The organism is Prochlorococcus sp. MIT 0701 (genome assembly GCF_000760295.1).
GTDB lineage: Bacteria > Cyanobacteriota > Cyanobacteriia > PCC-6307 > Cyanobiaceae > Prochlorococcus.
Window position 1 is genome coordinate 49,617 of record NZ_JNBA01000002.1, and the last position, 14,204, is coordinate 63,820.

At 54.2% G+C, this 14,204-nt stretch carries 10 protein-coding genes; 5 read left to right on the top strand and 5 right to left on the bottom strand.

Annotation, left to right across the window (positions count from 1 at the left end):
- Positions 1 to 8: 8 nt before the first annotated feature.
- From EV12_RS00515 to EV12_RS00525, 3 genes are all read left to right on the top strand, one after another.
- Complete coding sequence (locus EV12_RS00515) at positions 9 to 2,003, top strand: AMP-binding protein (RefSeq protein WP_052039464.1); 1,995 nt, start codon at positions 9 to 11, stop codon at positions 2,001 to 2,003.
- 69 nt (positions 2,004 to 2,072) lie between these two features.
- The gene (locus EV12_RS00520; RefSeq protein ID WP_036910722.1) at positions 2,073 to 2,516 is read left to right on the top strand and encodes a YlqD family protein; all 444 of its coding nucleotides are present in this window, start codon (positions 2,073 to 2,075) and stop codon (positions 2,514 to 2,516) included.
- An 89-nt stretch (positions 2,517 to 2,605) separates the two neighbouring features.
- Positions 2,606 to 3,925, top strand: coding sequence for a dihydrolipoamide acetyltransferase family protein (locus EV12_RS00525; RefSeq protein WP_036910724.1), 1,320 nt, complete (start codon positions 2,606 to 2,608; stop codon positions 3,923 to 3,925).
- A gap of 69 nt (positions 3,926 to 3,994) precedes the next feature.
- Here EV12_RS00525 and EV12_RS00530 read toward each other — a convergent pair whose 3' ends face one another.
- Positions 3,995 to 5,995 (bottom strand): Vgb family protein, encoded by a 2,001-nt coding sequence (locus EV12_RS00530; protein WP_036910726.1) that lies wholly within the window; start codon positions 5,993 to 5,995, stop codon positions 3,995 to 3,997.
- 142 nt (positions 5,996 to 6,137) lie between these two features.
- Between EV12_RS00530 and EV12_RS00535 the strand changes: the two genes are divergently transcribed.
- Positions 6,138 to 7,985: an APC family permease gene (locus EV12_RS00535; protein WP_036910728.1), complete on the top strand. Its 1,848-nt coding sequence runs from the start codon at positions 6,138 to 6,140 to the stop codon at positions 7,983 to 7,985.
- 266 nt (positions 7,986 to 8,251) lie between these two features.
- On the opposite strand, the gene EV12_RS00540 is transcribed toward EV12_RS00535, so the two are convergent.
- Positions 8,252 to 8,653, bottom strand: a complete 402-nt coding sequence (locus EV12_RS00540) for a hypothetical protein (RefSeq protein WP_036910730.1) — start codon at positions 8,651 to 8,653, stop codon at positions 8,252 to 8,254.
- Positions 8,654 to 9,386: 733 nt separating this feature from the next.
- On the opposite strand from EV12_RS00540, the gene queA reads away from it, so the two are divergent.
- Positions 9,387 to 10,502, top strand: coding sequence for a tRNA preQ1(34) S-adenosylmethionine ribosyltransferase-isomerase QueA (gene queA / locus EV12_RS00545; protein ID WP_036910732.1), 1,116 nt, complete (start codon positions 9,387 to 9,389; stop codon positions 10,500 to 10,502).
- A gap of 21 nt (positions 10,503 to 10,523) precedes the next feature.
- Here the strand turns inward: queA and cysK are convergent, their stop codons facing one another.
- The 3 genes from cysK to EV12_RS00560 all read right to left on the bottom strand — a co-directional run.
- Entirely contained in the window at positions 10,524 to 11,510 is a 987-nt protein-coding gene (gene cysK / locus EV12_RS00550) for a cysteine synthase A (RefSeq protein ID WP_036910734.1), read from the bottom strand.
- 96 nt (positions 11,511 to 11,606) lie between these two features.
- Positions 11,607 to 13,076: a PLP-dependent transferase gene (locus tag EV12_RS00555; protein WP_036910736.1), complete on the bottom strand. Its 1,470-nt coding sequence runs from the start codon at positions 13,074 to 13,076 to the stop codon at positions 11,607 to 11,609.
- Positions 13,076 to 14,204, bottom strand: a 1,129-nt coding sequence (locus EV12_RS00560) for a trans-sulfuration enzyme family protein (RefSeq protein ID WP_036910737.1), incomplete at its 5' end; no start/stop codon positions are given. The genes EV12_RS00560 and EV12_RS00555, both read right to left, overlap by 1 nt.

The following is a 14,204-nucleotide window of genomic DNA, read 5'->3' on the forward strand; positions in this document are numbered from 1 at the left end:
CATTGAAGATGACAGATGTGGTAGCAGCAGGCAGCAGGGTGAAAGACGACAACAATGAGGGTTCTCTAGCTAAGGCGATTTGGCGCCCTTCTCGACAGGAAGAAGATGCATTGGCGCATCAGGGTCATGTTGCCAAGATGGGCCGCGTTGATCAGATCTGGCCTTGGTTGGCGCAGAAGCATGGCCAGATCCTGGCAGTTGATGCTCCTCACGCGACTCATCCTGAACGCTTTCGCTATAGCGAGCTTGCTGAGCAGATCGCCTTAGCCGCGGCTGCGTTCAGCCATCTCGGCATCGGCGCTGGAGATGTGGTGGCGTTTTTTGCTGAAAACAGCCCCCGCTGGTTGATTGCGGATCAGGGTTTGATGCGCACTGGTGCTGCTAATGCGGTGCGAGGAGCGACTGCTCCACTGGAAGAGTTGCGTTACATCCTCGCGGATTCAAGTGCTATTGCCCTGGTGGTACAGAGCGCCGAGTTGTGGCACAAGCTTGCTCTTACCGATGAGCAACGTAGGCGCTTGCGCTTGGTTTTACAGCTTGAAGGTGAGCCGGCCGATGGCGTGCTGGGGTGGCAGGCACTGCTTGCGGCAGGAGCGGGGCAGCCTGCACCGGATCCGTTGAAGGATCGCGATTCCGGCTCAGCGGCAACTGTGACGGCCACGATTCTCTACACCTCTGGAACAACAGGGCAGCCAAAGGGTGTGCCCCTTAGCCACGCCAACCTTCTCCATCAGATGAGGTGTTTGGCTTGTGTGGCTTTCCCCTCACCGGGTGCACCGGTGTTGAGTGTGTTGCCGATTTGGCATGCCTACGAACGCAGCGCGGAGTATTACTTCTTTTCGTGTGCATGTACTCAGAGCTACACCACGATCAAGCAATTGAAGCGGGATCTGCCGCGGGTCAGACCGATCGTGATGGCGACGGTGCCGCGGCTTTGGGAGGCGATTCAGGCGGGCTTTGATGAAGCGGTGAAGGGTATGCCAACTGGTCGGCAACGCTTGCTGCGGGTGGCCCTCGCCAACAGTGGTTCGCAACGAAAGGCTTGGCGTAGGTCTCGTAACCTGCTTCTTGAGCCGGTGCCGTTGACCAGCCGCACGCTGGCTTTGTTGGAGGCAACGCTGCGTTGGCCTTTGCATGGTCTGGCGGCCGCTTTGCTCTGGCCAAAGGTGTTGAATCAGCTCTGTGGGGGGCAGCTACGTTTCCCCATTAATGGTGGTGGAGCGATTGCACCACATGTGGATGCCTTCTTTGAGGCGGTCGGGGTGGAGCTGCTGGTGGGCTACGGCCTCACTGAGACAAGCCCAGTCGTCAGTTGCCGAAGGCCTTGGCGCAACATTCGTGGCAGTTCTGGGCCACCTCTGCCTGATACTGAGTTTCGGATCGTTGACCCTGAAAGCGGCGCGGCCTTGATGTTCCGTCAACGTGGCCGTGTGTTGGTGCGGGGTCCTCAAGTGATGGCTGGTTACTTGAGGAAACCAGAGGCGACAGCCAAGGTGCTTGATGGGCAGGGGTGGTTCGATACCGGTGATCTGGGAATGCTGTTGCCCGATGGCTCCTTGGTTCTGACTGGTCGCGCTAAAGACACGATCGTGCTCAGCAGTGGCGAGAACATCGAGCCTGGTCCGCTGGAGGCGGCATTGGTTGCGAGTCCACTGTTGGAACAGGTGATGCTTGTGGGCCAGGACGAGCGGCAGCTTGCTGCACTGGTGGTGCCTAGGGAGGAGGAAATGCTGGCTTGGGCAGAGGATCAGGGATTATCTATGCAGACCGGCTTGAGTGGATCTCCTGGGGATGAGGGGTTGCGGCGCTTGCTGCGCGGCGAACTCAATCGATTGCTGGCTCAGCGCTCAGGGTCTCGGATGGATGAACGGTTGGCGGGTGTCGCCCTGGTCGAGGCGTTCACGATCGAGAACGGTTTGCTGACTCAGACTCTCAAGCAGCGGCGCGATCGGATCACGCTCCGAGATGGGGCATTGATTGCGGCCCTTTATGGTCGCTGTTGATTTCGTTTTCAGCCGGCAGTTGACCTCATGGTCACAGGCTGAGACCCTTAGCCATTACTCATCACTTTCATGTCCGAAGGCACGACCCTGTCGATTAAGCGCTCGATTACTGTGCGCGCGGTGGTTACACCAGACTGGAAGGAGGAGGCTGAGCGTGAGCTCAGCAACGCCATTGCAACCACCGATCAACAGTTGGCCCAGTTGGAGCAGGAAGGTCAGCAGGTGGTTGATGAGGTCCGTCGCCAGAGTGCCAATCCCCTCGACCCTCGTGTGCAGGAGCAGGTTGCACAAGTGCAGCAACAGGTGGCTGGCAAGCGCAGTGAACTGGAAGAACAGAAGCGAAACTTGCTTCAGCAGCAGGCGCAGGTGCGCGAACTAGAGATGGAGCAGATTGTTGAGCAGGGCCAGATTGAAAGCTTTTGTGACCTGAGTGTGGGCGACAACCTCGTGAAGAAGATGCAGGTGTCTGTGGTTGTACGCGATGGTGTCGTGCAAGCGATCGAGGAGGTTTGATCTTGTAGGCCTTCTGATCGATTAAATGGTCTTTTAAATTTCCTTAGTCAGCCCATCTGGAGTCGGTTTTGGCGACACACGACATTTTTATGCCTGCTCTGAGCTCCACGATGACGGAGGGCAAGATCATTGAGTGGCTTAAGCAACCTGGCGACAAGGTTGGACGTGGTGAGTCGGTGCTTGTGGTGGAGTCAGATAAGGCGGATATGGATGTGGAGTCATTTCAGGATGGCTACTTGGCTGCGGTATTGATGCCTGCTGGTCGTTCGGCTCCAGTTGGCGAAACGATTGGTTTAATTGTTGAAACTGAGGCCGAAATCGCGGCTGTTCAGGCCAAGGCTCCTGCAGCGCCAGCGTCTGTTTCTGCGGCGTCAGCAGTTGCGGATGATCCGGCGCCAGTCCCAGCCCCAGTAGTGCCACCAGCGCCAGTCGCGGCGAAGGCTGCTGCTGCTGTCCCGTCGCCGACTGCCCGCGTGGCTGCGGAGAGCAATGGGCGCATTGTTGCTTCACCGCGAGCGAAAAAACTTGCTGCGCAGATGGGTGTGGATCTGGCCAAGTTGAGGGGCAGTGGCCCCCATGGCCGTATCCAGGCTGAAGACGTGCAGCTGGCTGCAGGTCAGCCGATCAGTGTTCCACAGGTTGCTGAAGGAAACGCTTCTTTCGCAACGGCGCATGCAACTTCTGCAGGCGTTGCTCATGCAGTGTCATCTCCTGCAGGTCAGAGCTTTGGGGCCCCGGGAGAAACCGCAGCCTTCAACAACCTTCAACAGGCAGTTAACCGCAATATGGAGGCCAGTTTGGCCTTTCCCTGCTTCAGGGTTGGCTACACGATCACGACTGATCAGTTGGATGCTTTTTACAAGCAGGTGAAGCCTAAGGGCGTCACGATGACAGCCCTTCTGGCCAAAGCCGTGGCCTTGACTTTGGCGCGTCATCCACAGGTGAATGCTGCCTACAGCACCGCTGGGATGGTGTATCCAGAGCAGGTGAATGTTGCTGTTGCAGTGGCGATGGACGACGGCGGTCTGATTACACCGGTTTTGCAGAATGCTGATCGCACTGATCTTTATGAGATGTCGCGGCAGTGGGCCGATCTTGTGAAACGTTCACGCAGCAAGCAGCTGCAACCCGAGGAATACAGCACTGGTACTTTCACACTCTCCAATCTGGGTATGTTTGGTGTGGATCGCTTTGATGCAATCTTGCCCCCTGGCACTGGCGCAATTTTGGCGGTAGCTGCATCGCGGCCTTCTGTGGTAGCAGGAAAGGATGGCTCGATTGCGGTCAAGCGCCAGATGCAGGTCAACCTCACTGCCGACCATCGCGTGATCTATGGTGCCCATGGGGCCGCCTTCCTCAAGGATCTGGCAGAGCTGATTGAGACGCGGGTAGAGAGTTTGGCGCTCTGAAGAGGATTCAGATCCAGGTTTGACAATCTTTTGCCGCTCGCCAAAAAGTGATGGCGAGCGGCCTTGATTTTATTCAGGACGCCTAACCACACCAAGTAGAGGGTTCTTGACCGGGCCGGCGACCCCGTAGGTCACCACGAATCCTTGACCACCAGCAAAAGTCGATATTCGACCCAAAGAACTTTTGTTGATGGCGGCATTTTCGTCGTACCAGTTGTTCGCACTCCAGATATTGCCGGCATCATCGACAATCACATCGGTGGTCATCTGAATAACACCACTCTGATAATCATGAATCACATCACCTGTCGTTTTCCCGTCTGGACAATTTGATGTATTGGTTCCGCAGATATGTATTAAACTGCTGCCAAAAAGATTTGCAACCCATACATTGTCATTGCCATCGATGCTTACCCCCCAGGGAACATAGACATCTCCTTTCGCAATGTCTGATTTAATCATCTTTAAGTCAGGGGAGATCAGCGCAACCATTCCAGAGCTAGTTTGCTGCGGATTTGCTTTCGCATATTCAAGACCTTGCATGAATTCCTGCATGATTGTTGTTGGGCGTGGAGGCGCCTTGCTGACCCCAGGTGGTAAAACTAGGTTTGCTGAATCAGTTTGCTGGGCGACCCAAGCATTGCCTTTGGAATCGATTGCTACACCTCTTGCTCCTAAGGCTATATCAATTGTTTTCACTGCCTGAGGGTTTTCTGCAGGGAAGATGGTGAGTTTATTGTTGTAACTGCTTGTTACCCAGACCCTATTCTGTTGGTCCACGGCAACACCGAAAGGAGCTTGTAATCCTTTAATTGTTAGTCGCTCGCCATTCTTATAGTCACCATCGGGGAAGCGAATTATGTGATCCTTGGTGTTATCTGCAATCCATACATCTCCATTCGCTGCGGTTGTTACTGCCTGCAGTTCGCCGATCTCGCCATTAACAGTTGCGGGGCCAAGTGGTTTGCCGTCTTCAAGATCAAAGACCCCAATCTTGTTGTTAAAGGTGCCTACCCAGGCATAATTTTTCGAGATCCCTGTTCCCCAGCCCACACCATTCAGGCCCTGTCCGTTATACCCCTGGGGAGAGGGAGATAAGGCTTCTCCGCTGGCGTTGAACTTGGTGAGACCTCCTCCGATGGAGTTGATGACACCAGACTGGGAACCAGGCATCCAGTTGGCACCACTCCACATATTGGCTTTGTCGTCAAACATCATTTTTCCGAGTGCCATGGTGCCGCCACCCTCTAGACGGATAGAGAGTGAAAAGCTCTCTGGTTCAAATAAGAGGTAGGGAAGGGTTGCGCTTTCTCGAAGTTGTTGTGCTTTGTTGAGTGGATATTGCTGAGTGAACAGTTTGTAGAGCTCACTGGCTTTTGCCCACGGTGCTTTGGCGATAGAAATCAGTGCGTTGAGGCTGTTATCTGAATTGGTTAGATTTAGGAACTGACTACAGCCATCGGCTGTATTGCTATTGCCACAAAGGGCCAATAGGTTGGAAAGAACGTTGAGACGAACCATCGTCTCGGAATTGGGTAAGTTTAAGCCGCTCAGAAGTGTTTTGCCATATTTGCCGGTGTTTGTATTGACTAGGTGACTCACATGTCCAGAACCAATGGCTAAAGCTGTTTTGCTACCTCTGATCTTATTTCCGTTGATCAGTTGAGCATTGGGCCACACTGATCCCACGGATGTCAGTTCGTTGATGACGACAGACTTGTTGGAATTGGAGTCAAGAACACTGAGCATTTTCAAGTTGCCAGCGTCTTGCCCATCGATACTTCCTCCTTCGGAAATTAAATAAGTGACCTTATCCTTATTGCGGGGTATGGCCAATTTGAACGCCCCATCCTTAGAGGTTTTGGTCTCAACGATCTTCTTTGCTCCATCCTTGGCGGAAGACTGCCAGAGCAAAACCTTGGCTTCACTGACGGGCTTCCCTAATACGGAAACCCTCCCGGAGAAACTTGATGCATTACCCGTGATTCCGGAGACATCACATGAAGCCAGCAAGACCGACAGCGAGCCCAGCAATGCACCTCCAAGGATGGGAAAGGAAAGGGGTTTCATCGCTTCAGACCGTTCTGTTGGTTCTTCTAGTTGTAGTACGCCAGCCGTGCAAGCTCTTTAGTTCTCGGTGTTACGTCATAGACCTGTGAAAGTGCCGTTTGCTTCCTTGTGTGCATCCTGAAGAAAACGATTCCAAGACGACTTGAGCTTTTTCCAGAAACTTCTGGGGCATCCACTCCTCCGCAATAAGGCTGACGATGAGCGTCTGCCCAGTGTTCAGGCTCTGCCGATCCTCTCGTCGGACGCTTTGTCGTCAGTGGCTTATGCCACTGAAGCCGCACTTGGTGTTCTGATTCTTGGCGGCAGCGGTGCCCTTCGCCTTTCTGTGCCGATCACCCTGGCGATTATTGCTCTGGTTGCCATCGTTGTGCTCTCCTACCGCCAGGCGATTGAGGCTTATCCGAAAGGGGGCGGCTCCTACGTCGTGGCACGCGACAACCTTGGCCGCAACGTTGGTTTGATCGCAGCTGCGGCATTGCTAATCGATTACACCCTTACCGCGGGGGTGAGCCTGATGGCAGGCACTCAGGCCCTCTCATCCCTGGTGCCATCGATGCTCGATCACGAGGTTTCGCTTGCCTTGCTTTTGTTGGCGTTGATCGGCTGGGCCAATCTGCGGGGCCTCAAGGAGACTGGACGGCTTTTCTCTTTGCCTACCTATGCCTTTGTGGTGATGGTGGCTCTGTTGATCCTTGCAGGCTTGAAGGATCTGATTTTTGAGCATGGCTTCGTGCCGGATATGCCCTCAGCTGTTCAAGCCGTTCAGCCGCTGGGGTGGTTTTTGATCCTGCGGGCCTTCAGTTCAGGTTGTTCAGCGATGACTGGTATTGAGTCCATTGCCAATGGCGTGAAGGTTTTTCAAGAACCTGCGGTGGTCAATGCCCGTCGCACGTTGTTGGTGATGGGTGTGTTGCTAGCCGCCATGTTTATGGCGGTTAGTGGGCTGGGGTATATGTATGGCATCGCTCCGAATGATCGGGTCACTGTGTTGGCTCAGATCGGCTCGCGGGCTTTTGGTTCGGGCAGTGTTCTGCTTTGGGCCCTGCAGCTTTCCACTCTCTTGATCCTTGTGTTGGCGGCCAACACCGCCTTTGCGGGTTTTCCTCGTTTAGCGGCGATGTTGGCAGAAGATCATTGCCTGCCACGGCAGTTGAGCTGGATTGGTGATCGCTTGGTTTATCAGAACGGTATTGGCGTTCTTTTGGTGGTCACGGCGCTGATCATCGTGATCTGCCACGGCGATACCACTGTTGCCGTGAACCTTTATGCCCTGGGTGTCTTCACTGCCTTCACCCTTTCTCAGTTGGGATTGGTCCGTCGTTGGTGGCGGTTGCGGGGGAATGGTTGGCAGGGCCGACTGTTGATGAATGCTCTTGGTGCAGGCACCACTTTTGTGGTGCTTGTAGTGATTGTGGTGAGCAAATTCCAGGAGGGTGCCTGGACTGTGGTGATTGCCATCCCTGCATTGGTATGGGGTCTGGCGCAGATTCGACGCCGCTATCGCAAGGCGTATGCAGCCCTTGCTTTGGAGCCTGACTTCGGCCCATTGCAGGTGGAGCCTCGCAAACCTCCTTTGGGTAACCACTGCATCGTTTGGATCCCTGGTTTGTGGCGTGCCTCCATGGAAGCGTTGCGTTATGGATGTTCCATTGCTGATTCCGTGACGGCTGTCTTTGTGCTCGGCGACGATGATGATCCAGACGCAATCCGTACCGCTTGGGAAAGACTTGTTGGCGATCATCCCGGTGAACTCGAACTTCGCCTTTTGGAGAGTCCCTTTAGTTCGGTGATTGATCCTTTTTGTGATTATGTCGTGGAGCAGGAAGAGCTTCATCCGGAGCGCACCACCACTGTGGTGATGGCGCTGGTGATCACTCGCGATTGGCTCGATCAGACGCTTCTCAATCAGCGGGCGGTCTATTTGTTTAAGGCCCTGTCTGGCGACTACAGCCGAGTCTTTTGCGTGGTGCGTTATTACCTGGCGGGGTAGTTGATCAGCAATGTCGTTTGGGTTGACAACCTTTCTCCACGCCCTGGTGTTTCAGCTTGAGAGAGGGCGTAGAGGGCTTTTGGAATAACTTCATCGCATTGCTGCTATCTATTCACTCCCGCAGTAGGCCTGAGGCTCAAATGAGGGCAGCTCAACTGCACGTGCCATGCATCGATTATGAGAAGGGAGCTGGCGGTTGGATGGGCGGCTGAGGTTGTCTAAACATCAGAATGGAGTTGAAGTAGAGCAACAAACTCAAGGAAGCATTAAAGATCTCCCATTCCACCCATTACACATCTCCCTTGCTTGCAAATCTTCTTCACCCAACCCTCTTTTGTGCAACTGAATAGGTCATTGGTTGATGCGTCCCTCTTCAGAGCATCATTCCTGCAGAAATAAGTTCCTTTTGGTGTTTGCATGACTTCATTACTTATCCGTTTCCACTTGCCAAGATTTATGTAGGGTTCCTTTTCGCAATCTTCAGGAAATCTTGACATGCAGGGATCAAAGACATAGCCATCCTTGTCAACATGAACCCCAGCATCCCCAGGACTCCATGGAGAGTAATAATCATAGCCATTGGTGATACCTTTACTTGGCTGTGATTTGATTGATAGAGGGAAGAATGCAGTGATTAGGAAAAGAAAATAAGCGGTGAAGAGATTCATGTTTCTAGCCACTCTTAATCGTATGCTATTAAATAATAATGGATTAGTAGGAGCAATTGGCCAGACATTGCAATTGATCCTGTTAATGCCCATTCCTATGCAAACATTTTCAACCCTGTATTGCCTTTAAATAGTTAGCGTAGAGGGGAAAGAGTCGAGTTTGCAATGCTCAGCATGATGGCTTATTCCTACAAGCGATCTGATGCAAGAAATGGCAAGACATTATTTCTTCTTAGAATGATAGGTAAAGATCAATTTTGTCAACATCATGATTTTGAATTGATATTCAGATGTCATCCTCCAGAAATAGTTGAATGCACCCATGAATTGCATCTTGGATCACACAAGTTTTTACTTAGTCCCAACAGAGGCAGGCTTTTGCATGATTTTTGCGAGAGAAAACTTCGAGCTTTAAATCAATCATTTTCGCCCTATTCACTTTAAGCCGAATAGCATCAAGTGCCTGGTTCCGCAATGTGCGATGAGGTTGATGCTGCATGCCTACAGCAGAGCAGATGGAAAACCTCTAGTGATTTCCAGGAGATTTGCTTTGGCTTGCTCCGACCCCTTTTGCAAGGGCTGCTGAACTGACGCTCTGCTCTGGTGGATGCTCTTCCTTACGAGAGCATTAAAATGGATATGGATAACGAACGGACCAAAAACTTGCTGGTTTGTGAACCCAGAACTTTTTGAACGGTTTTTTGAACGTCACTCATAAAGCAATCCCTAACGAATGGTTCTAGACCCAAGAGATTCTCTGCTCAGTTCTTATGACTATCCGCTTGATCCTGAGCGCATAGCTCAGCTGCCTGTGGAGCCAAGGCATGCGGCGCGGCTTTTGATTGTGCAGCCATTTGGGATGAAGCCTCCCATCGCTCGACATGCTGAGGTTTGGGATTGGCAGGAGGAATTGCGAGCTGGTGATCTGCTTGTCATCAATGACACTCGCGTTCTTAAGGCTCGGCTGCGGGTGCGGCGATCAGGTGGTGGATTGGCTGAGTTGTTGGTACTTGAGCCGCGTGATGAGGGTCGCTGGCTGTGTTTGGGTCGGCCGGCTAAGCGTTTGCGTCCAGGTGATCAGGTTTGGCTAGAGGCTCTGGGAGAGGATCCAATCGCTTTGCAGGTGATTAGCAAAGACAGCGCTAGTGGCGGACGGGTTGTGCAGTTCCCGAGCCATTACGCCAGTGCCGATGAAATTGAGGTGCTGCTTGAGCGCTACGGCGAAGTGCCATTACCGCCTTATATCCAACGTCATGATCCAAGTGATAGCGAGCGTTATCAGACCCGTTATGCATCCCGCCCCGGCGCCGTTGCGGCGCCAACGGCTGGGCTTCATCTCAGTGATGAGTTATTGGAGGCTCTCAAGCAGCGGGGAGTGATGCAGACAAGTGTCACCTTGCATGTGGGCTTAGGCACGTTTCGACCTGTTGACACTGAGGATCTGAGGCATTTGCAGCTTCACAGCGAGTGGGTGGAGGTGCGCGATGAAGTTGTTGAGGCGGTGATGGCTTGTCGAGCAAGAGGAGGCCGGGTGATTGCTGTGGGAACAACCAGCGTCAGGGCCCTTGAAGGTGCGGCTTTGGCAGGTGGGGGATTCCTGCAGTCGTTTTGTGGGCCTGTGGATTTGGTGATTCAGCCGGGTTATCGCTTTGCCGTGGTGGATGGACTGCTCACCAACTTCCATTTACCCAAAAGCTCTCTATTGCTGTTGGTGAGTGCCATGGTTGGTCGTGAACGGCTGCTGGCGCTCTATTCAGAGGCCATTGAGCACCAATATCGCTTTTTCTCTTATGGCGATGCGATGTGGATTGATCCAGGGGCGGTGTTGCCGGCGGCCCGCCCCTGTTGATCAGTTCGAGGTGGAGGCGATTTAGGCAGGGACAGGGTCCTGAATGATGCCTGTGGGCACACTCTCAAACATCACTGAGGAGAGATAACGCTCGGCCATATCTGGCAGCACCACCACAATGGTTTTGCCCGCAAATTCGGGTTGTTCTGCCAGACGAATAGCCGCTGCAACTGCGGCACCACTGGAGATGCCGACCAGTAGACCTTCTTCATCTGCCAAGCGCAGGGCCATGGCGATGGATTCATCATTGCTGACCTGCTCAACACGATCCACTAAAGAAAGATCGAGGTTTTTGGGAATGAAGCCGGCGCCAATGCCCTGGATTTTGTGTGGACCAGGTTTGACCTCTTCCCCGTTGAGGGTTTGGCTAATGACCGGGCTATGGGTTGGTTCGACGGCCACAGAAAGGATGGCTTTACCTTTCTCCTGCTTGATGTAGCGGGAGACACCGGTGATCGTGCCGCCAGTGCCTACGCCAGATACGAGTACATCAATGGCGCCATCACAGTCGTTCCAGATTTCTGGACCGGTTGTTTTGCTGTGGATGTCGGGATTGGCCGGATTCTCAAACTGACCGGGCATGAAGTATTTCTTGGGATCGCTTTCGGCGATCTCTTTTGCCTTGGCAATGGCGCCTGGCATCCCCTTGGCGGCTTCTGTGAGAATGAGTTCTGCACCAAGCACTGCCATCACCCGCCGCCGTTCTAGCGACATTGATTCGGGCATGGTGAGGATCAGTTTGTAGCCGCGGGCTGCTGCTGTGAAGGCCAGAGCGATGCCGGTGTTGCCAGAAGTGGGCTCAATGATCGTGCGCTCTTTGCTCAGTAAGCCGCGCTTTTCGGCATCCCAGATCATGTTGGCGCCAATGCGGCATTTCACGCTGTAGGCGGGATTGCGGCCTTCAATCTTTGCGAGAACAGTTGCCTTGGCGTTTTTGCTGACGGCGTGCAGTTTGACCAGCGGAGTGTTGCCGATTGCCTGGCTGTTGTCTTCGTAAATGCGGGACATGCGTGCGTATGAATCGACCACATCATTAGCTGGAATTTGGCTCTATTGGTAAGGACGATGATCTGTTGTGACGACCATGTGATGGGTTGCTTACGGTTAGGCCTTTAAGGCCATCTCAAAGCGGTGCCAAAGGCTATCTGGATCTTCAAGTCCTACGGATACACGCAACAGATGGCTCGGCACTCCACAGGATTCTGCCCAGCTCAGTTCGTTGTAATGGGCGAGCAGTACATAGGGGCACACCAGCGTGAAGCTTGTGCCGAGGCTTGGACCTTTGCAGACCTGCAGGGCGTCATATACCCGTTTGGCTTGTGTTACGCCCCCCAATAGCTCAAAAGAGAGCAAGCAGCCGTGACCGGCGCCAGGGCGCATCAGGGCTTGGAAGTTGGCGCATTGGCCTGGATGGTGGACGCGAGTAACAGCGGGATGGCTTTTCAGTTTGTCTGCCAATATTTGGCAGGCGTTGTTGAGCTGCGGCAGCCGCTGGGCTACATCTCTGCTGGCTTGTTCTAAGGCGATGGCATCAGCATCCCCGAGGGGAGCAAGGGCAGTCGAGAGCTCTCTGGACAGTTCCTCTCGCCAGCGGGAGCTAGGGCTTACGACGAGAGAACCCGCCAGGATGTCGCCACGGCCGGCGAAGCTTTTGGTGAGGGAGCTAAACACCAGGTCTGCATGGGGCAGGGCGTCAATATTGAGTGGTGAGCCGATGGTGTCATCAGCGATCACGGGAATACCACGCGCCTGTGCCAGGCGGGCTACGGCTGGCAGATCGACACACTGCAGCATGGGGTTGCTGGGTAGCTCAACGATGACAGCGGCTGGTTGTCTGCGATCGAACTCCACGGCCAATCGGTTCAGCTCTGTTGTCAGTAGAAGGTCGCAACCTTCAAACACCACCTCAGGCAGCTTGAGCACATCCACATAGGGGAAGCCAAGTTGCAAGCATGGTTTGCCTGGGCGTAACGCTGTGATCGCTTCCAGGGCTTTGGTGAGAGCAGCCATCCCGGAGGGATGGAGCTGCACGAGCTCTGGGTCGCAGCCATAGATCTTTGCGAGTCGTTGTTTTAGCAACGTCTGGGCGTCCGCGCTGGCTTGCAGTGAGGGAGTTGGTTCGCGCTCGAGTGCCTTAGCAGCCTGACGTGAGGAGGCACCAAGGCCGCTGTGTTGCCAGAAGGCCTTTGCAGCGCTGCAGCCTTTTGCATCGGTGAGCAAACATGGCAGGCCCAGTACGGTTTTGATGCTTGTTTTTGCCATCGGCTCACTGCGCTGGCAATGACACCTGGCTCGCTCAGCGGCTGCAGCAGTGGGATAGGGCCAGGCGCTGCCATCTGCACAGCCATGCTCCTCTCGTGCTTTTTGGGCGATCTCTGCCACCAGTGGATGGAACCCGAAACGGGGGTAGATGGCCTGCAGGGCCTTGAGACAAGCAGGGTCTTTCTCCTCATAGGCAACGACGTCTTGCCAGCGGGGTAGGGCTACCGAAACTGCATGGGGACTATCTGGTAGAGCTTTGCCGAGGTCATCAGCGTGCCAGCAGGGATCCTGTAGTAGGTCGCGTGGGCTCACTACAGCTGTTTGAGGGCCTGATTCAAGTCGGCGCTGAGATCAGCGAGGTCTTCGCAGCCCACGGAGAAGCGCACCAGACCATCATCGATGCCAAGTTTTCGCTTGACATCTGGATCGACTGAGGCATGGGTCATGGTGGCGGGATGACAAACGAGGCTTTCAACACCGCCCAGGCTTTCGGCCATCGTGAAATAGCGCAGGCTCTTGCAGAAGGCGTAAGTCTGGCTTTGGTCAGCGTCGAGACTGACCGTGACAATTGCACCACCCGCGCTCATCTGCTTGAGGGCTAAAGCCTGCTGGGGATGGTCTGAACGGAATGGATAGCGCACCCAGTGCATGCGGGGATGGCCGGCCAGTTGATCGGCGATGGCGGCAGCATTAGCGATTTGGCGTTCGAGCCTGAGTGGCAGGGTTTTGATGCCGCGAGTAATCAACCAGGCGTCAAATGGGGAGGGTTGTAAGCCCAAGGCCTTTTGCGCGAACACCATTTTTTGCTGCCATTGCTGGTCGTCGCTGCAAACCACACCGCCAAGGGCATCGGAATGGCCATTGATGTATTTGGTGGTGCTGGTGAGTGAGAGGGTGGCGCCCAGCTGCAGTGGTCGTTGCAGTAGGGCTGTGGCAAAAGTGTTGTCGACGACGACTGGGATTTTCTCTGCTGCAGCGGCATCACAGACGGCCGCTAGATCGATCACTTTGAGTAGGGGATTGGTTGGACTCTCCAGCCAGATCATTGCGGGTTTTTGAACTGCAATGGCATCAACAGCTGATGGATTGGTGAAATCCAGCCAGGCTGTTTGTACACCAAAACGACTAAAAACCTGCTCGAATAAGCGCACTGTGCAGCCGTAGAGGTTCTCTTCGCAAAGCACCAGATCCCCTTGGCTGAGGGTGGAGGCAATCGCGGTGATCGCGCTCACCCCCGAGCCAAATACCGTGGCATGGCTGCAGGCTTCCACTGAGGCCAGCACCCCTTCAAGAATGCGGAAGTTGGGGTTGCCCGAGCGGGTGTAATCGAATCCGCCTGGGTTGCCATGCTCAAACGTCGATGTGGCGTAAATGGGTGGCATCACCGTGCCGGTTTCGCTCGCGAAGCTTTCGCCGTGGTGAATTGCCCGGGTGGCTGTC